Below are 26704 nucleotides of genomic sequence, written 5' to 3' on the forward strand. Positions count from 1 at the left end.
AGGCGAGACGACCATGATGAACCGCGTCACCTCAGCCATGACGGCCGCCACCACCCGCGCGAACCTTCAGGATTCCGCCCGCACGCTGGCCGAGCTGCAGGAGAAGGCCGCCTCCCGGCAGGCCATCTCCCGCCCCTCGGACGATCCGGTCGGCACGCGCGCGGCCATCACCACTCGCGCCGACCTCACGCGGGCGAACCAGTACGAGCGCAATCTGCAGAATGCCGACGTCTGGCTCTCGTCGATCGACTCCGCACTCCAGTCCGGACTGCAGATCATGGCCCGGGTCCAGGAACTGGCCTTGCGCGGGGCGAACGGCTCTACAGACCTGGCCGCGCGGGAAGCCAACGCCACTGAGGTCGACGAACTACGCACCGAGTTGCTGTCTCTGGCCAACACCCAGGCCATGGGCCGGAACCTCTTCGCCGGCACCCACTCTGGTGCCACCGCCTACTCCCCCGGTACACCGCCGGTATGGAATGGCGCCCCGGGAGCGACCGTTCAACGGCGCATCTCGGACACGGACAGCATTCAGGTGGATGTGCCCGGGCCGCAGGCCTTCGGCGATGGCCAGGACTCCGTCTTCGCCGCACTGGACCGACTCTCCGCTGCACTCCGTTCCGGCGCGGACCTCTCAGGGAACCTCACAGACGTCGAGTCCTCTCGGCAGCGGATGACCGACGCTCTGACCACCTCCGGCGCACGCCACGCCACCGTCGGACGCACTCTGGAGACGGTGCGGGGCCAGCTGACCTCACTCGAGGCCACCCGCATCGCGACCGAGGAAGTCGACCTCGCCGAGGCGGCCATCGATCTACAGATGCAGCAGGTCAATTACCAGGCCGCGCTAGCCGTCTCCGCTCAAGCGCTGCAGACCTCGCTGCTGGACTACTTGCGGTAGCTCTGTGCCGGTGATGTCCACCCCTGTATGAGTGGTGCCGCGGATGATGCTGTCCAGCTGTTCCCGGATCTCACGAACCGTCGCCCCCAGTGGTGCACCCGGGAACCTGGCGGCCGATTCGTAGGCTTCCCGCGCCGTGGCCAGCACTTCTTCACGTTCGGCGAGCTTGGCCTCGTGGGTCGCGGCCCCGGCGGTGTCGAAGGCGGAATAGGCCTCGAACTCCTCGGCGAGAAAGGCGTCGCACACGGCGTTGGCGCACGTTCGCCAGCCAGCCGGCTTGCGGCCGTTCTTCACCATCGGAGCACGGTCTTTCACGGCGGCCCGGAAGGCTCGGATGGAGGGCCGGTCGGGCCGGGCTCGATCCGCCAGCGCTTCCGCTGCGAGGGTGTGGGCGATTGCGGTATCACGGGACACCAGTTCGAACAACTGCGCCTTGGAGTAGTCGTCCCACAGGGCCATCAGGTCCTGGTCCGCTGCGTCGAACATCCCTTGCCAGCCGTGAATACGGTTCAGGCACGCGAGCATGGCCTGCGCGGAACGGTGCGCAGCCTTCGGATCGGCCAGCAACGCCAGCGCCCGGCGTCGGGTGGCCAGGTCCGGACGGACCGGTTCCGGCAGGTTGAAGGCGAACCGCAGGGCGGCCGATCCAGCCGCAGTGCGGGCGATGCCGCGATGGTGCGACGCCTTGGAGACGAGCCAGTGAGTCGCCTCTTCGAGCAGCATGCGCTGCGTCACCTCGGGGCCGTCTACCAGGGTTCCCGGGGCCGTTGAGGAGGCGAAGGCATAGCTGGCGGCCGTGTGCTTGCCGTCCTCCGCACCAGTCGGAGCGACGAGCTCCTGGCGGGCCGCCGTGCGATTGTGGAGATTGCGCAGCACCGATTTGCGTGCCGAGCGGAGGGTCTGCCGCGCCCAGCCGACCACCGAGGAGTTCCTCGCCCGTTCCAGGTCGAGGAAGGCCTCCGGGCCTTCCTCGGTGATGCGGCGGAACAGGAACTCGGTGAACTCCGCCTCGACGTCAAGGCTCAACTGAGGTCCCGGGGCCAGACCGTAGTGCCACGTCTGATACTCCCGAGAGACCTCGCGACAGATCCCGGATGCGGTGATCAGCGCCGCGATCTCACGGCGCGTCTCGGTTTCGGATCGATGGCCGGCGACCCAACGGTCGATGAGTTCGCGGCATGCCGCGTCACTCTGGAGGTTCTCTGCTCGCACACACCATCTGTGTGCGGCGTTTCCAGGTTCTGTTCAGGTTTCGTAAGGTGATCTTCGTCACACTTACCCAGAATGGTGTCAGGCGTGATGGATGTCGAGCTGCTCCGACAACACACGTTTGGCCAGCGCACGGACCTTACGAATCTGCGCTGAGGCGGATTGCTGCGTCAGGCCCAACTGCGCAGCGACCTCACCGGAGGTCAGAACGCGCTGGTCACCCTCGGAGGAGTAGATTCCGGACAGCCAGCAATCGGCCACGTCGGCGGTGATTCCGCCGATGCGTCGGGCTCGGTCGACCACGGCGCGAACGATCGACGGACCTTCCGTGGAATGCAGCAGCCCACTCTCTGGGGCGGCAACCGCAAGCTCCAGAGCGAAGATGTCGACAGCAGGCCGCGCCAGGTTCACTTCGCCCGAGCTGACGAGCATCCCCTGCTTCGCCGCATCTTTACGCGCGGCAGCCATCCGGCGGTTGTGTTCGCGCTCAAGGTCTCGGTCACTGGGTTCCGCGCCGGTGGCGGCGCGCATCTCATCACGCAGTTGATTCAGCAAACGAATCCGTCGGCTCAAGGCGACCATGCCCGACGCCGGTGAGAGGTTGCGGTCCGCCCAGGCTCGCACGGTAGCGCGTGCGCGCACCTGCAGAAGCCCCTCCCAGTTCACAATCCCCTCGATCTGCGCCGGATCCTCAACCAATTCGTCCAGCCACGCGAGACACTCCAGGGCGACGAGCTGCTCGACGTCGTCACGGTGCAGCGCCGGCGGCAGCCCCAAGGTGCGACACAGTCGATGGGCCATCATTCGGAACAGTTTGCGCCGCCCCGTCACGAACCGGTCGCGCAGGGCACGACGTTCGCCAGTGGTTTCCGCCCTCACCACGGCGCGGAGCTGATCGAGAGTCGACTCTTCCAGGCCCGATTCTTCGAGGTCCGGGGCCATGCCGGTCACGCACATGATCACTGGGCACCCCTGTTGGTCTCCGGGTCGAGCAGCACGGAAAGCGCCATCGGGTCAGAACCGACATTCAGGGCTGCCTGCGCCCTCGCGGTGGAGAGCTTGTCCTGGGGATGTACCCGGCGATACTCCTCGACGATCTCCTCGAGTCCGGCTCCCGGCATCCTGGCAGCCACCCGGCGGATCTTGGGACCGATGCGGGGGTCGCCGATGGCGCGTCGCACGTGGTCCTCTGCGTCCCGGCGCAGATTGCGACTGAAGAACATCAACGGATCGACCTTGGCAAACCGGTCGTGGCGCAGGCACTGTTCCACCAGACGCGACACGCTTGCCTCCTCGGTGGAATCCACAGCCGCATCGCCCACCATCATGATGTTCACCACCTGTTCGATCCCGGTTTCATGCAGGACAGACTGGACCCGGCCGGTTAGCTCCCCGATCTCATGGCTCACAGCAGAGTGAGCCTTGCGAACGGTAGCCATCACGAATGGTTCGAGGCTGAACAGCATTTGCCACCGGGATTCGTGGCCCGCGCGAACGAGATCCCTGAGGAATTCGACCGTGTGGTGGCTAGTCCCAGCGGTGGCGAAGTGTTCGCCTCGAGGAACTATACCGACCAACCCGGCGCCAGACGAGGGAAAATCCATCCCAGGAGAAGTCTTCGGGAGAAGTTCACCTGAGTCATTCCATCCCATGGAATGTGCCGTCCATCGATAGGGGCCGGAGGGTCCTGTGAATTCCTCGACCCGCACCAGCGCGTCGTTGCCACCCCAGTCAAGTCGAACCGGCATGAGCAGTGGTTGACCGGACTCGGCGTCCCGTCCCTTACGTCCGATGTCCATTGCCGGCGGGCGCCAGTCCCAGGCGGGCAAGAGAACCACCGTACGGGTCGATGATCGCCCCACCAGTGACGGCTCAGTGGCCAGCAACGCTTCGGCCGCTCGGCCCCACAGAATCGCCTCGAGGAGCCCACAGAGTTCTTCCAGTGCGGGGTGTCGCCGAGCAGTGCCACCCAACGCCGTCGACTCCTGCCGAGGCCCTTCCGGGGTCATCTGCTGCTCCGCCATGCCTGCTCTATGCCACCCACAGCAACGCGGGCAGTCGATTTCGCCACGAGATCTGCCGGCTCTCCATGCGGTCCTCACGCTCTGGACTCACCCCCCATTCGCCCGGCTACCCGGGGCAGTTACCTGGGCCAGCGTCCATTGATACTTGACCTCTACTCAGATGGGCGTACAGTACGCCCCTGGCCACTACCACCGAGTAAGCTGCTCTGGTGCGGCAATCCCCGGCTGCACTCCGCACCTGCAACAGCAGAGCGCACCTACAACAGCAGAGGGTGGGTGAACATGGTCACGGTGAGTGAGACGGTCCTCCGATGGACCATCGCCCGGTGTGATCCCTTGGTGACCCACGCCTACCGTCAGGCTGCAGAAGACGGGCTTCGGCAGCTCTCCGCCAACGATGCGGAGTGGTTCGCCGCCTGGGCCTCGGGCGTCCTCGCCGACCTGGTCGAGACCCTCGATCCCGAAGACCCCTGGCGCCATACCGTCATCGGGGACGACGGCACCGTCGTTCTGCCCGACGGCTCGACCTTCGGCACCTGGCACAACGCCACGGACCTTCTGCCGTTGCCTGCTGACGGTGACCCGTCTCTTGACGTGGGCCTGGCCGGCGTCGCCGTTTCCCTCGGTCGCCCGTCCGCGCGACTCTGGTTCGCTGCGCAAACACATCGTGAGTCGGCCATGGCCGAACTGCTGGCCGTCGAGGTCGGCGGCGCCTATCCGGTGGCTGCCCCGGCCATTGAGCGGGCGATGTTCCGCCGTCGTGTCTTTGTCGGCCAGGAGGACGCGTACATCCCACAGGCGTGCCTGGACTGGACACTGCGTGCGAGCCGTATTGTGGCCAACCAGCCGTGGGACGAGGCCGGGGCCGCGCGCCTCCGTGCCGGTGCGCGCGTGGAACCGGGAAGTTGGCGCCTCCTGGCCTGACGTCCACGCATCACTTGGGGGCGGGTACGGCGGTGGCTCCGCGAACCTCATCCGGTCAATCGCCGGCGCATGATCAGCGCGTCGATCGGTCCGCCCGGACATCCGGGGTAGTAACCGGCCCTCGTGTGGATGTGCTCGAATCCGTGGCGTCGATACAGCGCCTGTGCCCGAGAATTGTCCGCCCGCACTTCCAGCAGCAAGTCCTGGGCACGACGAAGCCGTGCCTCGGCGACCATCCACTCCAGCATGGCGGTGCCGAGTCCGCGCCCCTCGGCCTCGGGGACGACAGCGATCGTCTGGACGTCGGCCAGCGGCGGCACGCACATTAGCCCGCAATACCCCACCACGACGTCGGCCCCGTCCTCTGCGTTCGGTTCACCGGTCGCTTCGCTCGCCGAAGCATCGGTCGCCCGGCCGGTGACGACCCGGTAGTCCCGAGTGCCGCCGTCGGCTGCCGGACCGGCCTGGGAGAGTTCTTCCACGAAGAAGGACATCGGCCAGGCGTCCTGCGGAAACAGTCGCTTCTCCAGCTCATGCACCACGGGCAAGTCCAAGCGCTGCATCGGACGCATCGAGAATCCGTTCGGTGGAGGCATGCGCGCCATTCTACAAATGGCCTCCAACGACCGCGTCGCGACGGAGCACAGTAAAGTGATCACGTGATCACAGTCGAGGCGAAATGACCACGAGCAAGATTGAAGACAGCAAGGAGTTGCGATCTCGCCACCCGTGGAGACGGCTGATCGACGTGGCCAGCAGACCCGGTTTCTCCACGGGTGTACTACAGGTTCTCAAAAGCGTGGTGGCGGCGACGGGAGCCTGGTGGTTCTCGGTCAGGGTCCTGGGCTCTCCGATACCATTCCTCGCGCCATGGGTGGCTTTGCTGACGGTGCATGCCACGGTGTACCGCTCATTGTCGCGCGGCATGCAGACCACGGTGGCGTCGGCCATCGGTGTCGGGCTGTCCTTCCTCATCGGCAATTACCTCGGTGTCAATGTGTGGACCTTCGCCCTCGCCCTCTTGCTCGGGCTCATCGGAGCCCGCATCAATTGGATCCGCGAGGAAGGCGTGGCGATCGCCACCACCGCGATTTTCGTGTTGGGCAGCGGTTTCGCCAATCAAGAGCCCCTCTTGCTCAGCCGGCTGGTGGAAGTGGCAGTGGGTGTGGGCATAGGAATCGCCGTCAACCTTCTGCTCATTCCGCCGTTGAGGCAACAACAGGCCTCTGGTTACGTGGACTCTATTAACCAGCGTATGGGTGATGTCCTGGTCCATATTGCCGACGAAACCTCCACATCCTGGGACACAGACAAGGCCGATGCATGGCTCCGTGAGACTGACGCGATGAGCGAAGAGATGCACTCGGCGCAGCAGATCGTCCGATTCGCCCGGGAGAGTCGACTAGCCAATCCCCGTGCCTACCTCAGCCGGACTCGCCGCCCGAAACCCGGCACGGTGCCTCGCTCGCCAGCCCAATTGCTCCTCGACTACGAGCAGATCCTGGTTCGCCTGGACGAAGGAATCTCCCATCTTCGCCACCTGACCCGCACGCTCCGCGAGGCGACCTACGCCGAGGGCACATGGGACACCCAGTTCCGCGAACAGTGGTACGGGATCGTACGTGACTGTGGGTTGCTGATTGCCGATTCGAACGCCGCAGTCGATCCTATCCACGACCGGTTGACTGCGCTGGCCACAACCATGTCGACGAACGAGGACCTCCCGACCAGTGACTGGCCCGTATACGGCTCGCTCATCACCAGCATGCGTCTCATCGCCACCATCGCCGACGACGTGGCGTTCTCCCGGGAGCCCAAGGCCGGATAGCCGCCACGTATCCTTTGTGCATGGGATCGCGCATGTTCGTGGCTGTGTACCCGCCCGAGGACGTCCGCGAGGACCTAGCTGAGTTCCTGTCAGTGAGACCCGGCCTGGCGTGGACGATCCCGGAGCAGATGCATCTAACCCTGGCGTTCTTGGTCTCGGTTCCGGACCGTACTCTGGAACGGCTCGAAGAGTATCTAGAGGAGGCAGTTCGGAGCGTCACGCCGTTCTCGTGTGGGCTGCGCGGCGCCGGGGCTTTTCCTCACCCGGACAGCGCCGCGGTACTGTGGCTGGGCGTCGAAGACGGTTCCGAAGACCTGACCCGGCTGGCACGCAAGTCCAGAGCGGCGGCCAATCGCGCCGGCGTCGTGCCCGATGGAAAGGCCTTCCATCCGCACCTGACGCTGGCCCGCCCGGGCCGCACGAACGCCACTCGGTGGATCCGGGTGCTGGAGACTTTCAGCTCACGGATCTGGACCGTGGACGACGTGCACCTGCTCGAATCGACGCTCCTGGGACACGGTCACCGCCCTCGGCATGAGGTCGTCGCGTCATTGCCACTGGCAGCCTGAGCCGATTCGCCGCTGGGCGGTATCAGAGAGATCAGAGCTGCGCGATGACCTCGTCGAGCATGGGCTCGGTCAACCGGCCCGTGAAGGTGTTCTGCTGCGAGACGTGATAGCAGCCGACCACGCGAACTGAGCGGCCGTCGGGCGTGGCGAACACCGTCTGCACGCCGTGGCCGAACTTCGCTCGCGGCCGCGGAACCGTCCACCCGATCCGGAGAGCGGCGGCGTGCACGGATTGCCACCCGATGCCTCCCAGCACCAGTATCGATTCGACCGACGTCGCCAGCTGCAACTCGCGGTCCAACCACTGCCCACACGTGGCCCTCTCGCCCGGCGTCGGCCGGTTGTCCGGCGGGGCGCAGTGCACCGGGGCTACCATGCGCGCACCGATCAGTCGCTGGCCGTCGCCGGCGGCCACGGACGTCAGCCGGCTGGCATACCCGGCCCGGTACAGGGCCGCGTGAATCCAGTCTCCGGAGCGGTCGCCGGTGAACATCCGTCCGGTCCGGTTGCCGCCATGGGCCGCCGGCGCCAGTCCGACGACGAGCACGCGCGGTATCTCTTCTCCGAATGACGGCACCGGCCGTCCCCAGTACGGTTCACCGGCCCAGCGTCGGCGCTTGTCCGAGGCCACCGTCTCTCGCCATCGCACCAGCCTCGGACACGCTCGGCAGACGGACACCCGGGCGTCGACATCGCTCAGGGATCCCGAGGTCTCGGCCAGGAGCCGGACCTGATCCACCGAGGTGGCGGCCGGCGTCGTGCGTTCGGCCGGGTCCTCGGGCCAACCGGTGCCCGGTGAGACGGGTGAGGCGAACACCTCGCCCGTGAGCGGATGCGGCAGCGGAGGCCTGGCTTCGTCGATGGGATCCCCTTCGTTACGAGCAGTCACGAGCACTCCGAGTAGTTATGAGCACGATAGATGGGGCGACTCGCCGATCAACACCACAAAGAGCGTGCGCGTAACTCGCTGGTTGAGGATCTCGCGGTGGGACTACGTTTGGTCGCGGAGACGGTCAATGTGCTCGGAGGCCTCTGCCTTGGTGAGGTTGGCCGGCAGTTCTTCCCCCGCCTGCTTGGCCAGGGTGTCCAGGTAGGACCGCTGCGACTCGGTCATCGGATCGTCACCGCTGACCCAATCGGTGGGATCCTTTTCCAGAGCAGAGTCCTCGGCCTGCCCCGTGGCACCGATGGTCTCCTGATCTTCCTCTGCTGGTTCTGGGAACTGGGCTGGCGTGTTCGTCATCTGATGCTCCTTTGTTGGGCGCTGGTTCCATCGTCGGGCATGTGGCGGACATGTCAATCTCTGCTTCTCAGTGCTGCAGTGTGCCCGCCTATCGGATCTACAGTGAGCAGTGCATGATGAGTCGATTCGATAAGTGAAGCACGAAGCGCGCCCGCCCGAGATCAGGAACGTCCACATGAGCACACAGAACTCCGCCGAAAGCTCCGAGCCGGACCAGGAGACCCATCCCTGGTCGGATCCACTTGGACGAGCTGGTGCCCGAGCGGGCCAGACGTTGTTGATCGCCGCAGTCGCCGCCGCGATTATCTGGGTCCTGCTCCGTGTGAGCGTCGTGGTGCTCGCCGTCATGGTTGCCCTCATTTTGGCCTCGGCGGTTGCACCCCTGGTGCGGTGGCTGGTCGGAAAGGGATGGTCTCACCTGTTGGCGACCCTGATGTCCTTCGTGGCCATCTTGGTACTCCTCGGCGGTGTGGTCACCGCGGTGGTCTTAGCTATCCAGAACGAATGGGATTCCCTCGTCGACTCGGCCACGGAAGGCTGGCAGGGACTACAGGACTGGGTTTCCTCCGGGCCCCTTCCCGTGGATGCCTCAGTCATCAACGATTCCACGCAGCAGGTCACCGAATTCGTCTCCAGCGGGGACTTCGCTGGCGGCCTAGCCAGCGGCACCTTGACCGGTATCTCAGTGGCCACACAGTTCCTCACCGGTCTGGTGCTGATGATCGTGGTGTTGTTCTTCCTCCTCAAGGACGGCCCGAAGATCCTGAACTTCGCCCTGCGATGGTTCCAAGGCGAGACCCGGGCCAAACTGGCTGAGTCCGCGGACCGCTCCTCCGAGGTGCTCGGCGGCTACGTGCGTGGCACTGCCACTGTGGCCATGGTCGATGCCGTACTCATCGGCATCGGACTTGCCGTAGTCGGCGTCCCCTTGGCGCTACCGCTGGCCGTCATCGTGTTCATCGGTGCGTTCGTCCCCATTGTGGGCGCCACCGTCGCTGGGATCCTGGCTGCACTCGTGGCCCTGGTCACGACGGGTCCGGTCGCGGCGCTGATCGTGATCGCCATCGTCGTGGCCGTCAACCAGCTCGAGGGCAACCTGCTCCAGCCAGTGGTGATGGGTCGGACCCTGAGCCTTCACGCCCTGATCGTGCTGCTGGCCCTGACCATCGGCACCATCGTCGGCGGAATTTTCGGCGCCATCCTGGCGGTTCCCTACACCGCCGTCGCGTGGACTGTGATCCAGGTCTGGACCAACCGGTACCAAGCCGGCGATGACCCCGTCCTCGGCAAGGACCCCTTGGCGGCGAAGGACCGGGCAGCGGCCAAGGCCACCGCGGCCCAGCGCCTGAGGTACCTACGCATCCGTCGCGGCCACCGGAGCGGTGAAAACCTCGGTGTCGTTGAGGAGTTTGCCGATTCCGCCCCGACGCAGGACGCAAACGGGGACGCGACGCCGGCCGCCACTCACCAGGCCACGGAAAAACCCAACTCCGACGTCCCCAAGGCCACGTCCAAAGACGACACCGAGTCACCGCAGGACTGATCCCGCTCCTGGTCGGACGGCGAATCGAGCATCAAGGCATGGGGACTTCTCCCCATCGCCGCGTGCGCCATCGGACACTACCGTGGTGGGCGAGCGGCTGAATCCTGCGCCGCCCGGAGTCGAAGGGACGACCGTGACCGAGTACTGGATTGACGTCGAAGGATGCCAACGGGTCATCCGCGAACTGCGCACCATCATGGAAGACAAGAACGAGGAATTTCAGTGGGTGGACAGCGATCTGCTGATGGTGGATCGCTACAGCTATTGCGAAGAGGAAAGTACGCAGAACACCAAGAACCGGGCCGAACAGCTCGACGAGCAGTACTACAAGTTCCTCGACGAGAAGCTGACTCCGACGTATAACAGCGCGGTGTCCGAGCTGCAACAGTGCATTGATTCCATGGCCGAGGTCGTCGACTACTACGTTTCTGGAGACGCGGCCATGGCCTACGACACCAATGCCTTCCCGGGTGTCGAGTTCCCCGAGTTCCGCTCCGGTTCAGGCAGTGACACCAGCGATCTGGAGACTCCGCAGACCGGCCCGGACGACCGCCGCAACTACACGGTGCATCCTCGCGATCCAGACCCGGACAATCCGCTCACGGACGAGCACTACACCGATCACCCGTTCGAGTACTCATACAACGTGAAGGAAAGGGCGGAGTGATCTGATGACCAAGTTCTCTGATGTCACCTGGTTGGAGACATCCCAGGAGAATCACACGGAGTCTTATTGGGACCACGTGTGCGCCTGGGCCATGGACACCCCGCCGACGACGATGGCTGTCTCGGCGGCCGAGAATCTGGCCCAGAATTGCCAGGAGACCTACCAGCACCTGATTCAGGCCAGCAGCACCTGGAACCAGTTCCGCGAATACTACGGCGGCGCTGACAAGGACGCGGTCTTCAGTGCGCTGGACCCGGTGATCGAGAAGTTGATCGCCCTGAAGCGCGCAGGAGAGGTGTTCTACGGCGGCGTGCAGCTGTACGACGCCGGCCTGGCCATTCTGGATGGGATGAAGACCGACTACGACGAATGGGCCACCACCTGGATGGAGAAGTACCGGGAGGTGGAGTCCTACCAGCAGAATCACACCGAGGAAGAGTTCACCGCCAAGTACGGCAAGCCGTACAACGAACTCTCCGTGGAAATGCGGGAAGAGCGGGACAACCGGGAAATGTCCGGGCCGGTGTTCATCGTCGACACCATTCGTGCGTGCCGTAAAGACTTGATCGACGTCCTGGACGGCATCGACATGGACGAGCTCGGGGAGATGGAGTTCTCCCACCGCCCTGAGGCTCTCGAGACCTACGAGTCGGCCGAGGAACTCGCCAATGCCCTCAAGAACAGTCACGTCTTCGGCAACACCGATCTCACCGACGCGGACTACGAAGAGATCGCCCAGCGCATGTGGGAGAACCGAGACCAGCTCCCGTACGACTACATGGACGCCAACGGGACCAAATGGGTCTTCGGACCGGACGGGGAACTGGTGCGCTCCGGTTCGCCCATGGACCCCAATCTGAACGCGTCCGCACTCCTGGTGATCGATCAGGAGGACCGCTGGCGGGATATCGCGTTGAACTTCCCCGATTCACCGCTCGGCGGGACGAACGAGAACGTCCAGACCGCTTCACAGCTCTTGGTGCAGACCGGACTGAAGCAGGGCGGCAATGCCCTGGTTCCCGTGGATCAGGTAGTCGGCAGAGGTGTCATCTCCGGAACGGCAACTGCTCTCGTCACCCTCATCGGCACCGGCATCGACGCGGCTCAGTATGAACGGAACACCGCAGAGACCACGCCACTGCTCTCCACGGAGCAGGCTGAGGGCCGCCAGCAACGGTATGTCAACGAGAACCTCATCATGGACGGTGTGGAGGTCACCACGGCTTCAGGTACGGCCGTGCTGACCTCGATCCTCGGACCCGGCGGCACGCTGCTGGGCATGGCGGTCACGTATGTGGCCACCGGCGTCACCGAATACATCATCAACGACGTGGCGGATGAGACCTGGACGCGTGAGGAAATGGTCGAGGCCTTCGAGAACGGCGAGTTCTCCTGATGTCCTCCTCGAAACCAACCGGGGGCGTAGCCGGAAACACGACGCCGGCCCAGACGGGTCTGGTCGCTCCGGCCGGCTGGACCAGCGGTTCGGCGCCGGGCGCGGACATGCTCATCATGCCGTTGAGTGGTCCCGACCGCACCAGCCCGGTCTTCACGGCCCGTCGCTGGGGCGAAACTCCCCTGGGCGGCACGCTCCATGATCCGCGCACCGACTCCATGCCGACGTCCCCACGGTTCGGCGCTCCACACGGGCCGGCGCCCGAGCGCGGACTGCCGGTGAGCATGGACCGGTGGTCGGGCGGCGAGTGGTTCGGACTGCGCTTTCTGCGCCTGGCCCCCTCGATGACCGGCCAGCCCCTGGCAGAGATCCGTTGGCTGCTGTGGCCCGTCGAAGCAGCAACTCAGCCCCTCGACCTGGACCACGACGCCCCGGCATTGGATGTCACGGCCACTCTGGCCGTCGCCGACCTGACCCTGATGGAACCGGTGCTCGATTCCCTGGCCACCGACATCCCGGCGGGCTGGTCGCCGTCGTTGCCCTCTGATGCCGCGGGCAGACAAGAAACAGCCGAGATCCGCATCGAACCACTCGACAGCACCCCACCACCGTCCGGCCGCCAACGGACCACCTCCTCGGGAGCCTGGGCAGGCACGTCCCTGCTCGAACTGACGCCCGAGGCCCTGCAGTACCTGCGGGACCCGCATCACGACGTCGGCGGAGTCCTCCCGCAACACCGAGCGGCTCAGGCCGTGGTCACGGCAGGACTGGCGGATGCATCCGGCGAGCGACTGACCGAGCGGGCGATGCTCGCGGCGAGCGTGCTGCAACAACCGGACCAGGTCTCCACGCTGACCATTCACACTCATCACGGCCGTCATCTGGCGCTGGAGCTGTACCGGGTGGCGGGACTGGTGGCGGCGGTGGTCCATGCCCGGCCCGTCCGCGGGTTGCCGGATGCGCCGCTGTTCGGGCTGTACCCGACCGAGCGCTCCGTCGAACTGGTGCTGCGCGCCGCCGCCCTGGGCCCCTCGGATTCACGGGTCCTCGAGCCGGACACCGTGCCGAACGACCTGTTATTGCGCCGGACGCTGGAGCCGGAGACGGCCCTGACGAGTGACCTCGCCGAGAGTCCGCGTTGGCGCGATCTGTGGTCCGAGCAATGGCTGCTGTGGCGGCTGGACACGGTGCGGTACGCCGCGGGCGAGCACCCCGCCAACGACGCCGGCACCACCGATCCGCCGCTGATTGCCCTGAACAGCGGTTCGACGGGCAATCACCTCATTCTGCAGTCACGACCCCAGGACAACGGCACCGGTCAGGGCGGCGAGACCGGTCCCGACACCGGGCCCGACACCGAAAACTCCGTGCGGCTCCAGCCCGTGCAGACCTCGGCTCTGCTGAGCCTGTTGCTGGACCGGCTGGCCGGCGCTCAGCCGGAACGCCCCGAGATCACCACCGAGTAGTCAGCTGCACCAGCCCGAGCAGCCGAACTAGGCGGTGCTGGCCCTCTTCCGGGCACCCGGCGCCACGGCATCGGACTCGCGCAGATAGAGGGGCGTGGTCGGGAGCAGCCCTCGGCCACGACGCAAGGCGAGCTCGCCGACCAGGCCGAGGTGGCCGGCGTCGGGAACGGTGGTGGAGAAGCCGTCCACGGCGGCGAGCCCATCCGGGTACTTTCCGGCGCCAGCACCGTAGGCCGGCAGAGGAGTGACGTCTGCCGGAGCCGTGACGAAGGGCCCATGGAGGCGTTGGAACTGACCGCCGATGCTGGCGTAATGCGCCCAGTAGACCTCGCGTCGCCGGGCGTCGGTGGCGACCACGAACTCCTCCACACCCGCCCGGAAAGCGTCCTCGGCCGCGGGCAAGGCGATCGCGTCCAGGCTCATCACCCCGTGCACCTCGCAGCCCCACGCGAAGGCCAGCGAACGCGCCGTCACCAGTCCCGCGCGCAGCCCCGTGAACGGCCCGGGCCCGACGCCGGCGATCACCGCTCCCAGCTTCCCCGGCTGAACGCCGGCCTCGGCCATCACCCGCTGCACGGCGGGGGTGAGCACCTCGGCATGAGTGTTGGTCTCCGTGGAGGCGAACCGGGCGAGCACCTCGCCCGAGCGCACGACGGCGGCGCTGGCCGTGGCGGAGGCATCGATCGCCAGCAAGGGGCGGGCAGACGGTGAGGATGGCGAGGGCGACAGAGATGTCGACGGAGACGGAACAGACATGGATTCCAGTCTAGGCAGCGTCACCCCGGGCGGAGGTCAAGAGTTCGATTCCCTCCAGGATGGCTCGGTGCACCTGCCGATCACTGAGGGGCCGGAAGTGTCCGCGCGTGCCGAGTTGGACGTTGTGCGCGCCGTCGAGGCGGCTGCCGCCGGGAATGTGCGGGTCGAACCGGCCGTAGATGGACACGATGTTCCGGTCCACGTCGCGGCTGGTGCTCAGCTCGGCCAGCTCGGCGAGTTCGGGTGAGTGCGGCAGGAATACCCGCAGCGCCGGCAGCGGGAGCAACCGGGCCAACGGGGAGCCGTCGAAGGGAGTGTTCACGGCGACCAGGCCGTGGATCACTGCGGACTGATGATGCTGGGCCAGCAAGAGTCGGCCGATCAGCCCGCCTTTGCTGTGGCCCACCAGAACACAGCGCTCGATCTGCTCGCGGCGCAGATAGCGGTCGACCACGAGCGCCATCTCCTCGAGGGTGCCGCCGTTGTATCCCAGCTCCGTGACGGCGTGCACGTCATACCCGTGATCCCGCAGCACGTTGGCCACGGGCAGCATGAACGTCCAGCTCTCGTAGATACCCGGGAGCAGCACGATGGCGGGCTTCGCGGAGTCGCGACGGCGATAGGCCTGCGGGTCCGCCTGGTTCACCGCGCCGTCGGCCTGCCAGCGCACGGCATAGGCGTAGTCACGGACCCAGGCGGTCAGATTGGTCCGGACCGTGGTGAGACGAGAGAGGATCATGGCTGGGCAGACCTCGTGACGGAGGCCAGGAAGGGCGCGCATGCGGCCGCCAACTGCCGTGGCCGGTTGTGCTGCACGGCGTGAGGCCCACCGGGGATCTCAGCCGGGCCGGCGTCGGGAGCCAGGCGAGCCAGCTGCTGAATCCACGCGCGCGAGGCGATGGGATCCCGTTCACCGCGCACGATGAGCCCCGGCAGGTCACAGCGGACGATGGAGGCGTCCAGCCGGTCGGCTACCATCGATCTCGCCGTGCGCAGGTATCGCACTGGCCCCATGCGCAGGTAGTTCCGGGCCACCACGATGTTCGTGGACACCGGTTCGATGAACGTGTCCCGCGCCAGCCGCCACGCCAGGGCCAGCAGGCTGGATGCATCAGGGTCGACAGTGGGCCCGATCAGCACATACCCCGCGGCCATCTCCGGATGCCCGCTGAGGGCCTGGGCCACCACTTGGCAGCCCATGGAATGACCCACGACGACGGGCGCCTTCAGTCCCAGCGTCTCGATCACCTCCGCGAGCACGTCACCGAGTTCCGGCAGGGTCAGGACGCGTTCCGGTTTCGGCGTGGTGCCGTAGCCGGGCAAGTCCACCGCGTATACGTCATATTCTGGGGCCAGCACCTCCGCGAAAGGGAAGAAGTACTCCCCCGACATCCCGATTCCATGCACCAGCAGAATCGGCTGACGTCCCGCGGGAACGGTTCCGCGCACGTTGACCGTGTGTTCGCCGAGCTGCAGTCGACGGGCCCACGCCAATGATCCGGGGGTGTGGTCAGGGACGTGGTCGGGGGCGTGATCAGGGCTGTCGGCGGGGCTGTCGTCTGGGCTGTTGGCGGGCATGAATGAACCATGCCAGAAGCTCCATCGGCCGGCCAGCTGGCGCGGTCGGTTTGCTCGGTCGGAGGTCGAGGTTGCGAGGTCGGTTTGCGAGGTCGGAGGACGGCAGAAATCGTGATAGACCGGAGCCATGGTCGGGACTCCAGCGCACGGTGACATCGTCGTCGTCGGGCACGTGGCGCGGGATCTGGTGCTGAGCGTCGACCGCTTCCCGGGCGCGGAGGCGAGTGCTCAGGTCCGGTCGCGGCTGGAGCAGCTCGGCGGCAAGGGCGCCAATCAGGCGGTCGGCATGGCGCAGTTGGGTGCCCCGGTCAGGTTGGTCGGTGTGGTCGGAGCGGACGACGTCGGCGATGAACTCCTGCGGTCGGCCCGCCGCGACGGCATCGAGACGAGCGGGATGACCCGCCGTGGTGGGCGTGATGAGAGTGCGTTGTTCCTCGATCTGGTCGATGAGGATTCCGGCCGCCGGTTGATCGAGCATGTCCCCACGGAGTCCTGGTTGACCCCGCAGGACATCGAGCGAGCGCAGTCGGTCTTCGCGAACGCGAGCATGGTTTGCCTCCAGCTGCAACAGCCCGGCGACGCCCTGATCGCCGCGGCGCGGGCAGCACGAGAGGCTGGCGCCCGGGTGGTCGTGGATGGCGCCGCGGAACCCGAGGTGATGACGGAATTGCTCGAATATGCCCACGTGATCCGGGCCAACGCCCACGAGGCGGAGCTGATCACCGGGACGGAGATGGTCGACGAGGACAGTGCCGTCAATGCCGCGCAGCCACTGTTGCACCGCGGAGCTGACGTGGTGGCCTTCTCGGTGAAGGGCACTGGCGACGTGGTGGCGTGGCCGGGCGGTCACCGGCTCATCCCGTTCAGCGAAGTCAGCGATGAAAAGGTGGTGGACCGCACCGGGGCCGGCGACGCGTTTCTGGCCGGGCTCGCCGTCGGGCTGTGGTCCGGGGTCACCGCCGCACAGGCCGGAGAGCTGGCCGCGGCATGTGCCTCCTCCACCGTGCAACGGCTGGGTGGTCGGCCGGATCTGCAGGCGTTGAGTGCTCAGATGCGTCGACGCAGGTGAATCGAGTGGTGACTCGAGGAGTGACGCGGGCGGCGACTCGAGGGGTGACGCGGGCGGTGGGCCGGACCTACCCTGACCGGGACAGTGTTCAGAGACCCTCGTTCAGACCTTCGTTCAGTCCCTCGTCCTGAGAAGAAGAGGTTCAGCATCATGGCAGACCAGCCGCAGCAAGACACCGAACCGCTGTTCTCGCAAGAGGCCCACATTCCCGCGGCCCACGTGGTGCTGGAGGGGCATCTCATCGTGCCGTCGGCCGATGCCCCCGTGGTGATCTTCGCGCACGGCAGCGGCAGCGGGCGGCACAGCGAGCGGAATCAACAGGTCGCCTCGGTACTGCGGCAGGCCGGGCTCGGGACCCTGCTGCTGGACCTGCTCACTCCGGACGAGGAGGGCGACCGGGACAACGTCTTCGACATCCCGATGCTCGCCCAGCGCGTCACCGCGGCCGAGGCGTGGGTGCATCAGCAACCGGAGAGCATGTCCTCCCCCACGGGGTTCTTCGGGGCGAGCACCGGAGCCGGGGCCGCGCTCTGGGCCGCCGCCGAGCCGGATGCCCGCGTCGGCGCCGTCGTCTCTCGCGGTGGCCGGCCCGACCTGGCGAATCCGCGACTGGGCATGGTGGAGGCGCCAACGCTGCTGATCGTCGGCAGCAACGATGACGAGGTGCTAGAGCTGAACCGTCAGGCTCAGGGCGAACTGACGTGTGAGAACCAGCTGGAGATCGTGGACGGTGCCACGCATCTGTTCGAAGAGCCCGGCACGCTGGATCGGGTCGCCGAGCTGGCGCGGGACTGGTTCGTGCGGCACCTGGCCTGAGGGGTGTTGCTGCGGGGTGCCTTGGTGCTGCCCCGTAGGCCGCCGTCGGCCGGACAGGAATTACCGCGCGGCCCGCCGCTCCCAGGCCTGGCGAGCACTCCACGCGGAGGCCACCATGTCCTGGACCGAGTGGCGCATGGTCCAGCCCAGATCGCGAGCCGCCAGCGTGCCGTCGGCCACGATCCGCGCCGGGTCTCCCGGTCGGCGGTCCTTCACCTCGGGCGTGAAGTCGATGCCCGTCACCGCGGCCATGGCGTCCATGATCTCCCGCACCGAGGTCCCCGAGCCCGAGCCCAGGTTGTAGACCGGCTCCACCGATTCCCCCGCTGCCAAGCGCTGCGCGGCGGCCACGTGGGCGTCGGCCAGGTCGGCGACGTGGATGTAGTCGCGCACGCAGGTGCCGTCCGGCGTCGGGTAATCTCCGCCGTTGATGTGCGGGGTCTTGCCGGCGACCAGCGCGTTGAAGACCAGCGGGAAGAGATTGTGCGGGCTGGTGTCCGTGATGCGGTCGGTGCCGGAGCCGACCACGTTGAAGTACCGCAGGGAGGTGTGACGCAGGCCTGCGGCGCGGGCCTGATCGGCCAGGAGCCATTCGCCGATGAGCTTGGTCTCGCCGTAGGGCGATTCCGGCACGGTCGGGCTGGCCTCGGTAACGAGTTCGGTCTCCGGCGTGCCGAACGTGGCGGCCGAGGAGGAGAACACCAGGTTCTGCACTCCGGCGGTCTCCATCGCGGCCAGCAGTGCCACCATCGCGGAGACGTTGGCACGGTAGGTGTACAGCGGCCTCTTCACGGACTCACCGGCGTACTTGTACCCGGCAATATGCACGACGCCGGCCACGTCGTGGTCCCGGAACGCGCCTTCCAGCGCGATCTCGCCGTTCAAATCCGCCTCGATGAACGGCACGTCCTCCGGCACGAAGTCCCGGTGGCCGCTGGAGAGGTTGTCCACCACCACGGTGTCGATTCCGGCCAGGCGGAAGGCCTCCACCACGTGCGCACCGATATAGCCGGCGCCGCCGGTCACCATCCAGGTCATGAGTCTCCTGTTCGAACAGTCCGGGAACCATTCGAGCCTAATGCTTCGGGCCGCTTCTTCCGGCTGCGGCTCGACCTAGTGTCGGTCTAGAACATAGGGGAAACCGTAGGCATGGGCCGTGCCGTCCGGGCGCCCGAATACCACTTCGTGAGCGATGTCCACAAAGAACCCGTTCTCCACGACTCCGGGAATCCGATTCAGATCAACCGTCAACTCCCGAATGCTGCGAGCCTCTCCGAGCTTCACGTCAATGATGAAGTTTCCGTTGTCCGTGACGACAGGTTTTCCCTCTCGTTCACGGCGGTAGATGACAACATCGTCGGCATACCCATACTCGACAAGGAGCTCCCGGACGGCGCGCGCGGTCGTTCGCCAGGAGAATTGGACCACTTCGATGGGCAGCGGGAACGCACCCAGCGTTTCCACTGCTTTAAGCTCGTCAGCCACGATGACGACTTTGTCGGAGTTCCGGGCCACCAACTTCTCCCAGAGAAGACATGCTCCTCCGCCCTTGATCATGGCTCCGTGCGGGTCGATTTCGTCGGGCCCATCGATGCATACGTCAAGCCGACCGATGTCATCGAGGTCGGTCAGAGGCACACCAAGTTCGCTGGCCAAATCATGGGTCGAGCGCGATGTCACGGCACAGTTGATGTCAAGATCTTCTGCGTGGAGACGTTGGGCCAATGCACGGACAAAATAGTGTGATGTGGTGCCAGATCCCAGTCCGATTTTTCCGCCGTCGAAGACGTAGTTCTCTGCGGCGAACTTGCCGGCCGCGAGTTTCGCCTTGTCCTGCTCGTTTCGGGTGCTGATGGGGGGCAGATCCATGGTTTTCCTCATGATGGTGGTGTGATTCCTCTCTTCAGATCCTGGTGGGTTCCAAGACCAAGCCAGGTAGGTGGAGATAAGATTCGAGCCGGGCTCCCTTGACCTCTCTGGGCGCCCAGTCGACGGCCAAGAAATCCACCTGGGCGCCGGTCGCTGCTGCTTCATCGATCGTGGAGTCCCCCACATACAGTCCCGACGCCGGATTTTGCCGGATGGCGTGAAAGCATGCGAACACGTGCGCCGGGTCGGGCTTCGATCTCGGCACGGCGTCATTGCCGACGATTCCATCGAAAAAATCGATGATCCCCAGTCTGTCCAGGACGATTTCCGCGAGTTCCTGTGACTTGTTCGTGCACACGGCCATCACGACTCCACCGTCGTCCAAGGCGGCGAGCGCGTCTGGAACCCCTGCATACAGTGACGAGAGTTCCGCCGGGTGGGCCAGATACTCTGCGCGATAGTGATCGTGCACCTCATGCAGGTTCCATGGCCCCGTCGGCGCGGCTATTGAGATCGCTTCCTCGACCAGCCTGACCGAACCTTCTCCGAGGAGCGGAACGACCTCTTCTGACCGGAGGCGTCTGCCGCCGACGGCACCGATGGCCACATTGAGAGCGGCAGTGATGTCACCACTCGAATCGACCAGAGTGCCATCCAAATCGAAGACGACCGAATGGTAGCGCATCATGGGGACACCCCCAGTGGTTCTCCTGCGGCGCGATAGGCGTCGAGACCGGCCATCATCGCGCGGAACTCGCGATAGACATCGTCATAGATCGCGACAATGTCTGGCTGAGGGTCGGTGTGCTCGTCGACTCCCATCGAACTCAAGGCATCCTGAAGGTCGCTCCAATGACCGACTCCTATACCGGCCAAGAGGGCCGCACCGTAGGCAGCTCCCCCTTCTCCCCCGCGCATGAAATCGATCTTCGAATTGAGGACACTGGCCAACGTGTGCTTCCACAAGGAATGTTTGGCGGCGCCACCCGAGGTGAGCACTTGTGCCGCCTTCAAACCGAGCGATGCAAAGAGATCGCGAATCTCGCGCACATTGAGCAACGCACCCTCGATCCCGGCACGAGCCATCTCAGCCACCGTATGCCGGATGTCCATTCCGAACCATGCGGCGCGGAGCTCAGGGTCCTGGTGCGGGCACCTCTCTCCGACGAGATACGGTGCAAAGCGCAACCCCTTGGCGCCCGGTTCCACTGATTCGGCCAAACGCACGATGTCGGCGACCTCGAGGTCCTCGTTGACGGGAGCGAGCATCCGTTGGAGCCAGGGAAGTGTCTCCCCACACGTCAGAGCAACGCCCATGATGTGCCAACGTCCCGCCTCATTGCCGCAGGAAACCTGGACTCGTCCGCCGATATTGTCAGGACAGAATTCTGCGGCCTGGGCAACGATTCCAGCGGTACCGATCGTGATGCCCATGGCGCCGTCGCGAATGATGCCCATAGAGGTCGTCTGCAGAACCGAGTCCCCGCCTCCGGCGACTATCGGGATGCCCGGGCTCAGGCCCATGGTCTCCGCGGCCTCACTCGACAATGCGCCAGTGACTTCAGAGGACTCAAAGACCGGCGGCATGAGGCTCCGGGGTACGCCGATAATCGTGAACATCTCCTCGGACCATCGCCGATGCCGGACATCGAACAATCCTGTTCCTGAGGCATCGGAGACGTCAGTGGCCATGACTCCGGACAGGCGGTACCTGAGATAGTCCTTCGGCAGTAAGACGATGGTGGACCGAGCAAAGGCCTCCGGTTCGCACTGTTTGAGCCACAGGATCTTCCCGACGGTGAATCCTGTCAGTGCCGGATTGTTGGTCAGCTCCAGCAGACGCTGTTTGCCTCCGACGCGCTCAATGATCTCGTCAATCTGTTGACCGGTTCGATTGTCATTCCAGAGAATGGCAGGCCGCACCACACCGCCGGATTCATCGAGGGCCACCATTCCGTGCATTTGGCCGCTGAGCCCGATGCCCTGGACCTCCAGGTTCGGATGTTCTTCGACGAGTTCCCGTACGGCTTCCTGAGTTGCCTGCCACCAGTCATGCGGATCTTGCTCGACCCACCCCGACTCAGGCGAGTCAAGCGGATAATACCGAGTGGTTTTGCCGATGATGTTGGACTCGGCATCGACCGCGACCACTTTGACGCAGGACGTTCCGAGGTCGATGCCCAGAAAACAGGGGCTGTTCACGGTATCCATGGTCAGTAGCGAATCCGCAGGTGTTTGATGTTCAGGTATGAATGGAGCCCTTCCGGCCCGTGTTCGTACCCGTGCCCCGATCCCTTGCGTCCACCGTAGGGCGCGTTCATGATGCCGGCGTCGGGATTGTTGACGGCGACGTTCCCAAAATCGAGACCGTGGCCAATGGTGAAAATCTCCGAGACGTCAGTGGCGTAGACGTAGGCGGCCAGTCCGGCCGGCGTGTTATTGGCCAGAGCGATCGCCTCCTGGATGTCGTCGAACGCAGTGACACCCACGACCGGTCCGAAGGTTTCCTCCGTGGCCAACAAGCAGGACTCAGAGACGTTGTCCACCAAGGCTGGTTCGACCCACGTTCCTGGGCGATCGATGGTCGATCCCCCGACGAGCACTGTGGCGCCCTTTTCCTGTGCATCTTCGACGTGTTCCATGTACCGGTCTCGGATCTCGGCATTCGTGACGGGACCGACGTCGGGATCATCGATACCGGCACCAACGGTCAACCGGCGCACAGCTGCAGCCAGTTTGTCCACGAATTCGGTGTGGACCTGGCGTGAGACGTAAACACGGTTGATGGAAATGCAGATTTGGCCGGCGTTTCGGTATCCCCGTCTCAAGCAACCGGCCACGGCGTCATCGATGTTGGCGGTGGCTGTGACGATCTGCGGGCAGGAGCCGCCCAGTTCCATGGAGACCGGCAACGCCCGCACCAAGCCGCGCGTGATCGCTGCTCCCGTCGGCCCAGATCCGGTGAAGGCGACCTTATCGATGTCCGGATGCGAGGTCAGGGCTCGACCTGTCTCGCCTGCCCCGAGGACGAGGTTGGCCACCCCGGCGGGGATCCCAGACTCTGACAAGAGCCCGAAGAGCCGCACGGCCGAACTGGGCGTGTACTCCGAGGGTTTTAGCACCATGGTGCAACCTGCCGCGAGTGACGCGGCCAGTTTCCAGCCGATCAGTTCGAGAGGGTAGTTCCACGGAGAGATAGCCGCGACCACGCCGATCGGCTCGTATCGGATGATGCTGGTGACGTTCTTGCTGTCGTTGGGAACGGTCCGCCCATAGACGCGCACCGCTTCCTCGGCGTAGTACTCGAAGGCATCGGCGAGTTTGCTGACTTCACCACGGGCTTCCCCAATGGGTTTTCCCATTTCACGGGTGATCTCTTGAGCTAGGGGCTCCAGTTCACGACGCACGAGACCCGCCAGGGAACGCAACAGAGTCCGGCGTTCGAATTCAGTGGTCTGGCGCCACGAATCAAGGGCGCGACGGGCATGGCCGACGGCTTCGTCGACCAACTTCTCACCCGCCTCCCGGATGACGGCGCACACCTCGCCGTTCGATGGGTCGATGACCTCGCGGGTATCACCGGTCCCATCCACCCAGGTGTCGCCGACCAGGTTCTTCAGTGGGGACACGTTCACAGACATGCGGAGTCCTTTCGCTCGGAAGTGGCTAGCTGGCCTCAGCAACGACGACGGGGCAACGGAGGTCTTTGCCGAGAACGGCACGGACGGCCTCTTCGCCTGCCAGACGCTGGAGATTGTCAATGGATTCTGTCGAGTAGAACGCGGCATGCGGTGTGAGCAGTACACCCGGAAGATCGCGCAAGGGAGAGTCCTCGGCCAGCGGCTCCGGATCGAACACGTCCAACCCGGCACCGGCGATCCGCCCGTCCTGAATGGCCTCCGCCAAGGCGACCTGATCGACGATCGGGCCTCGACTGGTATTGACGATCACCGCACCGCGCGGCATCTGCGCCAGAGTCTTCTGGTTGATCAGATGGCGTGTCTCTGGGGTGGCAGGCAGATGCAAGCTGAACCCCTGTGCGCTGGAGAGGACGTCCTCCAGAGATCCCAGTTCGACATGGTGTTTCGCCACGACGTCAGGGTTGGCGTACGGGTCGTAGCCCATGATCCGGAAGCCGAATGGATGCAATCGATCTGCAAGGGCACACGAGATTCGCCCCACTCCCAAGAGCCCGATAGTGGTTTGGCCGAACGAAGCGAGGGGACCGACTTCTTTGGGGGCCGTCCATCCGTTCTCGCGGATCCGTGCCGTGTAGTGGGGCAATCGACGAAGCAAAGACAACAGGAGAGCTGCCGCGTGGTCGGCCACCGTGGTGATCCCGTAATCGGGGACGTTGGCCACATTGATGCCCAGGTCCTTGGCTGCCTCGAGGTCAACGTTGTCCACCCCGACCCCATAGCGAACCACGGTTCCTCCGCTGTTCATCGCTTCGAGTTGCGAACGTCCGATGGGAGCGAAGTTGGTGATGACCGCGTCCGCTCCGGAGACGGCTTCCTTGGTTTCTTCAGCAGTCACACACTGCATGACCGAAAATTCTGCGCCTGCAGCCTCCGCCAGACGGCGTTCGTGAACGACATCTCCGAAGGCATGGTCTGTGATGACAATCCTCTTCGAGGTCATGCCAACAGTCCTCTCTGGGAAAGGTTCACCATGAAATCCCGAATGCCGAAGGTCCAGGGAGGTGCCGCTTCGGACGTGGTCACCGTGTTCGCCAGAGTGCCGAGAGCGGCACAGTGGATGAGCACGTGGTCCCCTTCGTGGTGCGTGAATCCCTCACCCGGAGCACCGCGGTCGTCGGTGGGAGCGAACATTGTCCCCGTGAAGAGAACAAACCCGTCCGGATACTGATGATGAGCGCCCCATGCATGGGAGACGAGATCCTCGAAGCTTCGGCTCATCTCTGAAACCCGGGAGAGAGCGGACAACTCATATCCGTCTTCTCCGTAAACGGCCATCCGGACGGACGATTCGCGGAGATCCTGCAACGAGAAGCTGTCGTCGAACAGTCGAATGAAGGGGCCGATAGAGCTGGACGCGTTGTTGTCCTTGGCTTCCGTCAGCAGCAGCGCGCTTCGCCCCTCGAAATCACGAAGGTTGACATCATTTCCCAGCGTCGCGCCGACCGTGCGCCCCGCGGAGTCGACGGCCAGGACCACCTCAGGCTCTGGGTTGTTCCAGCCGGAGCGCTCCAGCACTCCTACGTGAGCGCCGAATCCCACGGAAGACAAGACCTGTGCCTTGGAGAAGATCTCCGGATCTGGTCCGATGCCGACTTCCAAGTACTGGGACCACAGGCCTTCAGCCACCATGGTTTCCTTGATCTTGGCGGCTTCTTCCGAGCCGGGGACGACGTTCGCGGCGTTCTGGATCACCACACCGAGACGCTTCCTAATCCCTTCGGCCGCTGCCTGATCGCCGCGGGCGTGTTCCTCGATCACTCGCTCCACCATGCTTCTCGCGAATGTCACACCGGCCGCCTTGACAGCGGAGAGATCCACCGGCGGAAGCAGGGTGACAGCACCGTCGGCCCGGGCCATGCTCGCCTGCAGAACTACTTCCAGGGGCCAATCTTGCGTGGCCGATTCCATCGCCGTGCGCACCGTCGCGGGTACATCCGGACGGTCCAAGAGATCGCTCATGGTGGGTCCGGCTTCAGTAATGTCGACGAGTCGGTCCCCGTCTACTGCCACCAAAGTCGGGCCTACACCGGTCACGGAGACACGGCCCACCAGCAGGGCGTGATCGTCGGCCGGAAGGGCGTCGCGGGTGGAGACCAGCTGAGAAAGTGCAGGCATAAACGGTCCTTGGCAACAGGGGGCGATGGTCACCGACTCAGCGCTATGCAGAAATAGGATGCGCCGTTCGTCGTACAGAACGATCTAACATCAGATGATTGGAGCGGTCAAGCATCGCCGCCAGACGCGATGTTCCGCGTGATTGCGCTACCGAATCAGACCACCTGTGATTCATCTCACCGAAATTGCTTGTAATCCCGATACGATCGTCGTACCTTAGTCGCATGCCAAACGAGACGAGCCAACGGAAGCGACTGTCCGAGCAGGTGGCCGACGAACTGCAGGCAGATATCCTGCGCGATGGCCTCGAGCCGGGACGCAAACTCCCCACCGAGTTCCAGCTGATGGAGCGCTTCAGTGTCAGCCGCACGGTGCTTCGGGAAGCCGTTCGGATTCTCGTTCAACGGGGACTCGTCACCGTTTCCCCGGGGCGAGGAACCGCGGTGGCCAGTTTCGACGGCTCTGTGGTCGCAGAGCAATTCGCTCTACAAATGCAGGCAAGTCAGGGCAGCTTTCCACAACTACTGGAGCTTCGTTTTGCCATCGACGTGCAAGTCTCGACGTCAGCCGCCATGAATGTGACGCAGGAGCAGATCACCGAACTCGGCGCCTGTATCGACGCAGGCAAGAGACTCATGACCTCTAGCGGCGTTCGCGACCGGTTGGCGTTCCTCGACCAGGACATCCGATTTCATGAAGTTCTCGCTGAAGCTAGCGGGAATCCGTACCTGGAGCTAGTCAGCCAACCGATCAACCACTTCCTCCGTAAGCACTATGCGACGAGGGAGGGCTACCCCTCGAACCCCGGTCGAACTGTTGAAGAGCACGAGACGATCCTCCATGCCCTCGAGCAGGCCGACACCCTGGCCGCTCGACAGGCTATCGAGCACCATCTCATGCGATTGCTGCGCCGGTGGACTCCCGCGCAGACCGACGACCACGACGATGAGTCTGGCGCTGCCTGACTCTTCCGCGTGCCGCCGGAACCCTGAACCGGTCCATCACTGACTTTCGTGTTGTTCCCCCACAC

The 26704-nt window shown here is 64.8% G+C and carries 27 protein-coding genes; 11 read left to right on the forward strand and 16 right to left on the reverse strand.

Annotation, left to right across the window (positions count from 1 at the left end):
• Positions 1-13 precede the first annotated feature (13 nt).
• Positions 14-901, forward strand: a complete 888-nt coding sequence (gene flgL, locus ACFQQD_RS01130) for a flagellar hook-associated protein FlgL (RefSeq protein ID WP_378085334.1) — start codon at positions 14-16, stop codon at positions 899-901.
• Here flgL and ACFQQD_RS01135 read toward each other — a convergent pair.
• The 3 genes from ACFQQD_RS01135 to ACFQQD_RS01145 form a co-directional block, all read right to left on the reverse strand.
• Positions 848-2113 carry a hypothetical protein gene (locus ACFQQD_RS01135; protein WP_378085336.1) on the reverse strand — a complete coding sequence of 422 codons (1266 nt, stop codon included), beginning with the start codon at positions 2111-2113 and terminating at the stop codon, positions 848-850. The two genes, flgL and ACFQQD_RS01135, sit on opposite strands and share 54 nt — an antisense overlap.
• Before the next feature lie 78 nt (positions 2114-2191).
• Entirely contained in the window at positions 2192-3061 is an 870-nt protein-coding gene (locus tag ACFQQD_RS01140; RefSeq protein WP_378085338.1) for a hypothetical protein, read from the reverse strand.
• A gap of 8 nt (positions 3062-3069) precedes the next feature.
• Entirely contained in the window at positions 3070-3939 is an 870-nt protein-coding gene (locus tag ACFQQD_RS01145; RefSeq protein ID WP_378085340.1) for a hypothetical protein, read from the reverse strand.
• 486 nt (positions 3940-4425) lie between these two features.
• Between ACFQQD_RS01145 and ACFQQD_RS01150 the strand changes: the two genes are divergently transcribed.
• A complete protein-coding gene (locus tag ACFQQD_RS01150; RefSeq protein WP_378085342.1) occupies positions 4426-5058 on the forward strand; it encodes a hypothetical protein in 633 nt (210 codons plus the stop codon).
• 47 nt (positions 5059-5105) lie between these two features.
• Here the strand turns inward: ACFQQD_RS01150 and ACFQQD_RS01155 are convergent, their stop codons facing one another.
• Entirely contained in the window at positions 5106-5654 is a 549-nt protein-coding gene (locus ACFQQD_RS01155) for a GNAT family N-acetyltransferase (protein ID WP_378085344.1), read from the reverse strand.
• 83 nt (positions 5655-5737) lie between these two features.
• Between ACFQQD_RS01155 and ACFQQD_RS01160 the strand changes: the two genes are divergently transcribed.
• Positions 5738-6886 (forward strand): aromatic acid exporter family protein, encoded by a 1149-nt coding sequence (locus tag ACFQQD_RS01160; RefSeq protein ID WP_378085346.1) that lies wholly within the window; start codon positions 5738-5740, stop codon positions 6884-6886.
• A gap of 20 nt (positions 6887-6906) precedes the next feature.
• Positions 6907-7455, forward strand: a complete 549-nt coding sequence (thpR, locus tag ACFQQD_RS01165) for an RNA 2',3'-cyclic phosphodiesterase (protein ID WP_378085348.1) — start codon at positions 6907-6909, stop codon at positions 7453-7455.
• Between the two features lie 31 nt (positions 7456-7486).
• Here thpR and ACFQQD_RS01170 read toward each other — a convergent pair whose 3' ends face one another.
• Together ACFQQD_RS01170 and ACFQQD_RS01175 are read right to left on the reverse strand one after the other, a co-directional pair.
• Complete coding sequence (locus ACFQQD_RS01170; RefSeq protein WP_378085350.1) at positions 7487-8344, reverse strand: uracil-DNA glycosylase; 858 nt, start codon at positions 8342-8344, stop codon at positions 7487-7489.
• Positions 8345-8446: 102 nt separating this feature from the next.
• Positions 8447-8698 (reverse strand): DUF3072 domain-containing protein, encoded by a 252-nt coding sequence (locus ACFQQD_RS01175; protein ID WP_378085353.1) that lies wholly within the window; start codon positions 8696-8698, stop codon positions 8447-8449.
• 175 nt (positions 8699-8873) lie between these two features.
• Here ACFQQD_RS01175 and ACFQQD_RS01180 point away from each other — a divergent pair, with 175 nt between their 5' ends.
• The 4 genes from ACFQQD_RS01180 (at position 8874) to ACFQQD_RS01195 (ending at position 13770) form a co-directional block, all read left to right on the forward strand.
• Entirely contained in the window at positions 8874-10241 is a 1368-nt protein-coding gene (locus ACFQQD_RS01180) for an AI-2E family transporter (RefSeq protein ID WP_378085355.1), read from the forward strand.
• Between the two features lie 133 nt (positions 10242-10374).
• Complete coding sequence (locus ACFQQD_RS01185; RefSeq protein ID WP_378085357.1) at positions 10375-10908, forward strand: hypothetical protein; 534 nt, start codon at positions 10375-10377, stop codon at positions 10906-10908.
• A 4-nt stretch (positions 10909-10912) separates the two neighbouring features.
• Positions 10913-12304, forward strand: a complete 1392-nt coding sequence (locus ACFQQD_RS01190) for a hypothetical protein (protein ID WP_378085359.1) — start codon at positions 10913-10915, stop codon at positions 12302-12304.
• Positions 12304-13770 (forward strand): hypothetical protein, encoded by a 1467-nt coding sequence (locus tag ACFQQD_RS01195; RefSeq protein ID WP_378085361.1) that lies wholly within the window; start codon positions 12304-12306, stop codon positions 13768-13770. The genes ACFQQD_RS01190 and ACFQQD_RS01195 overlap by 1 nt, the downstream gene beginning before the upstream one ends.
• Before the next feature lie 27 nt (positions 13771-13797).
• On the opposite strand, the gene tsaB is transcribed toward ACFQQD_RS01195, so the two are convergent.
• The 3 genes from tsaB to ACFQQD_RS01210 are packed head-to-tail and all read right to left on the reverse strand — an operon-like array spanning position 13798 to position 16104.
• Positions 13798-14526 carry a tRNA (adenosine(37)-N6)-threonylcarbamoyltransferase complex dimerization subunit type 1 TsaB gene (tsaB, locus tag ACFQQD_RS01200; RefSeq protein WP_378085363.1) on the reverse strand — a complete coding sequence of 243 codons (729 nt, stop codon included), beginning with the start codon at positions 14524-14526 and terminating at the stop codon, positions 13798-13800.
• A 10-nt stretch (positions 14527-14536) separates the two neighbouring features.
• Entirely contained in the window at positions 14537-15265 is a 729-nt protein-coding gene (locus ACFQQD_RS01205) for an esterase/lipase family protein (protein WP_378085365.1), read from the reverse strand.
• On the reverse strand, positions 15262-16104 hold the full coding sequence (locus ACFQQD_RS01210) for an alpha/beta fold hydrolase (protein ID WP_378085367.1): 843 nt from the start codon (positions 16102-16104) through the stop codon (positions 15262-15264). The genes ACFQQD_RS01205 and ACFQQD_RS01210 overlap by 4 nt, the downstream gene beginning before the upstream one ends.
• A 127-nt stretch (positions 16105-16231) precedes the next feature.
• On the opposite strand from ACFQQD_RS01210, the gene ACFQQD_RS01215 reads away from it, so the two are divergent.
• Complete coding sequence (locus ACFQQD_RS01215; RefSeq protein WP_378085369.1) at positions 16232-17173, forward strand: PfkB family carbohydrate kinase; 942 nt, start codon at positions 16232-16234, stop codon at positions 17171-17173.
• Positions 17174-17323: 150 nt separating this feature from the next.
• The gene (locus ACFQQD_RS01220; protein ID WP_378085371.1) at positions 17324-17989 is read left to right on the forward strand and encodes a dienelactone hydrolase family protein; all 666 of its coding nucleotides are present in this window, start codon (positions 17324-17326) and stop codon (positions 17987-17989) included.
• A gap of 60 nt (positions 17990-18049) precedes the next feature.
• On the opposite strand, the gene galE is transcribed toward ACFQQD_RS01220, so the two are convergent.
• The 7 genes from galE to ACFQQD_RS01255 all read right to left on the reverse strand — a co-directional run bounded on the left by galE (position 18050) and on the right by ACFQQD_RS01255 (position 25674).
• Complete coding sequence (gene galE, locus ACFQQD_RS01225) at positions 18050-19027, reverse strand: UDP-glucose 4-epimerase GalE (protein WP_378085373.1); 978 nt, start codon at positions 19025-19027, stop codon at positions 18050-18052.
• A 75-nt stretch (positions 19028-19102) separates the two neighbouring features.
• A complete protein-coding gene (rpiA, locus tag ACFQQD_RS01230; RefSeq protein ID WP_378085375.1) occupies positions 19103-19858 on the reverse strand; it encodes a ribose 5-phosphate isomerase A in 756 nt (251 codons plus the stop codon).
• A 34-nt stretch (positions 19859-19892) separates the two neighbouring features.
• Positions 19893-20546, reverse strand: a complete 654-nt coding sequence (locus tag ACFQQD_RS01235; RefSeq protein WP_378085377.1) for an HAD family hydrolase — start codon at positions 20544-20546, stop codon at positions 19893-19895.
• Entirely contained in the window at positions 20543-22069 is a 1527-nt protein-coding gene (xylB, locus tag ACFQQD_RS01240) for a xylulokinase (RefSeq protein ID WP_378085379.1), read from the reverse strand. The genes ACFQQD_RS01235 and xylB overlap by 4 nt, the downstream gene beginning before the upstream one ends.
• Before the next feature lie 2 nt (positions 22070-22071).
• Positions 22072-23499 carry an aldehyde dehydrogenase family protein gene (locus ACFQQD_RS01245; RefSeq protein WP_378085380.1) on the reverse strand — a complete coding sequence of 476 codons (1428 nt, stop codon included), beginning with the start codon at positions 23497-23499 and terminating at the stop codon, positions 22072-22074.
• Positions 23500-23524: 25 nt separating this feature from the next.
• Entirely contained in the window at positions 23525-24499 is a 975-nt protein-coding gene (locus tag ACFQQD_RS01250) for a C-terminal binding protein (RefSeq protein ID WP_378085382.1), read from the reverse strand.
• Positions 24496-25674, reverse strand: coding sequence for a fumarylacetoacetate hydrolase family protein (locus tag ACFQQD_RS01255; protein ID WP_378085384.1), 1179 nt, complete (start codon positions 25672-25674; stop codon positions 24496-24498). Before ACFQQD_RS01255 ends, ACFQQD_RS01250 begins: the two co-directional genes overlap by 4 nt.
• A 266-nt stretch (positions 25675-25940) precedes the next feature.
• Here ACFQQD_RS01255 and ACFQQD_RS01260 point away from each other — a divergent pair, with 266 nt between their 5' ends.
• On the forward strand, positions 25941-26639 hold the full coding sequence (locus tag ACFQQD_RS01260; protein WP_378085386.1) for a FadR/GntR family transcriptional regulator: 699 nt from the start codon (positions 25941-25943) through the stop codon (positions 26637-26639).
• Positions 26640-26704 lie beyond the last annotated feature (65 nt).

It is taken from the genome of Citricoccus sp. GCM10030269 (assembly GCF_042665635.1).
Classification (GTDB): domain Bacteria; phylum Actinomycetota; class Actinomycetes; order Actinomycetales; family Micrococcaceae; genus Citricoccus.

What these genes read in the sequence shown, in the direction of transcription:
- flgL (WP_378085334.1), top strand. Translation starts at nt 14, where the DNA reads ATGATGAACCGCGTCACCTCAGCCATGACGGCCGCCACCACCCGCGCG.
- ACFQQD_RS01155 (WP_378085344.1), bottom strand. Translation starts at nt 5,654, where the DNA reads ATGCCTCCACCGAACGGATTCTCGATGCGTCCGATGCAGCGCTTGGAC.
- ACFQQD_RS01160 (WP_378085346.1), top strand. Translation starts at nt 5,738, where the DNA reads ATGACCACGAGCAAGATTGAAGACAGCAAGGAGTTGCGATCTCGCCAC.
- thpR (WP_378085348.1), top strand. Translation starts at nt 6,907, where the DNA reads ATGGGATCGCGCATGTTCGTGGCTGTGTACCCGCCCGAGGACGTCCGC.
- ACFQQD_RS01175 (WP_378085353.1), bottom strand. Translation starts at nt 8,698, where the DNA reads ATGACGAACACGCCAGCCCAGTTCCCAGAACCAGCAGAGGAAGATCAG.
- ACFQQD_RS01180 (WP_378085355.1), top strand. Translation starts at nt 8,874, where the DNA reads ATGAGCACACAGAACTCCGCCGAAAGCTCCGAGCCGGACCAGGAGACC.
- ACFQQD_RS01190 (WP_378085359.1), top strand. Translation starts at nt 10,913, where the DNA reads ATGACCAAGTTCTCTGATGTCACCTGGTTGGAGACATCCCAGGAGAAT.
- ACFQQD_RS01195 (WP_378085361.1), top strand. Translation starts at nt 12,304, where the DNA reads ATGTCCTCCTCGAAACCAACCGGGGGCGTAGCCGGAAACACGACGCCG.
- tsaB (WP_378085363.1), bottom strand. Translation starts at nt 14,526, where the DNA reads ATGTCTGTTCCGTCTCCGTCGACATCTCTGTCGCCCTCGCCATCCTCA.
- ACFQQD_RS01205 (WP_378085365.1), bottom strand. Translation starts at nt 15,265, where the DNA reads ATGATCCTCTCTCGTCTCACCACGGTCCGGACCAATCTGACCGCCTGG.
- ACFQQD_RS01210 (WP_378085367.1), bottom strand. Translation starts at nt 16,104, where the DNA reads ATGCCCGCCAACAGCCCAGACGACAGCCCCGCCGACAGCCCTGATCAC.
- ACFQQD_RS01215 (WP_378085369.1), top strand. Translation starts at nt 16,232, where the DNA reads ATGGTCGGGACTCCAGCGCACGGTGACATCGTCGTCGTCGGGCACGTG.
- ACFQQD_RS01220 (WP_378085371.1), top strand. Translation starts at nt 17,324, where the DNA reads ATGGCAGACCAGCCGCAGCAAGACACCGAACCGCTGTTCTCGCAAGAG.
- galE (WP_378085373.1), bottom strand. Translation starts at nt 19,027, where the DNA reads ATGACCTGGATGGTGACCGGCGGCGCCGGCTATATCGGTGCGCACGTG.
- rpiA (WP_378085375.1), bottom strand. Translation starts at nt 19,858, where the DNA reads ATGGATCTGCCCCCCATCAGCACCCGAAACGAGCAGGACAAGGCGAAA.
- ACFQQD_RS01235 (WP_378085377.1), bottom strand. Translation starts at nt 20,546, where the DNA reads ATGATGCGCTACCATTCGGTCGTCTTCGATTTGGATGGCACTCTGGTC.
- xylB (WP_378085379.1), bottom strand. Translation starts at nt 22,069, where the DNA reads ATGGATACCGTGAACAGCCCCTGTTTTCTGGGCATCGACCTCGGAACG.
- ACFQQD_RS01245 (WP_378085380.1), bottom strand. Translation starts at nt 23,499, where the DNA reads ATGTCTGTGAACGTGTCCCCACTGAAGAACCTGGTCGGCGACACCTGG.
- ACFQQD_RS01250 (WP_378085382.1), bottom strand. Translation starts at nt 24,499, where the DNA reads ATGACCTCGAAGAGGATTGTCATCACAGACCATGCCTTCGGAGATGTC.
- ACFQQD_RS01255 (WP_378085384.1), bottom strand. Translation starts at nt 25,674, where the DNA reads ATGCCTGCACTTTCTCAGCTGGTCTCCACCCGCGACGCCCTTCCGGCC.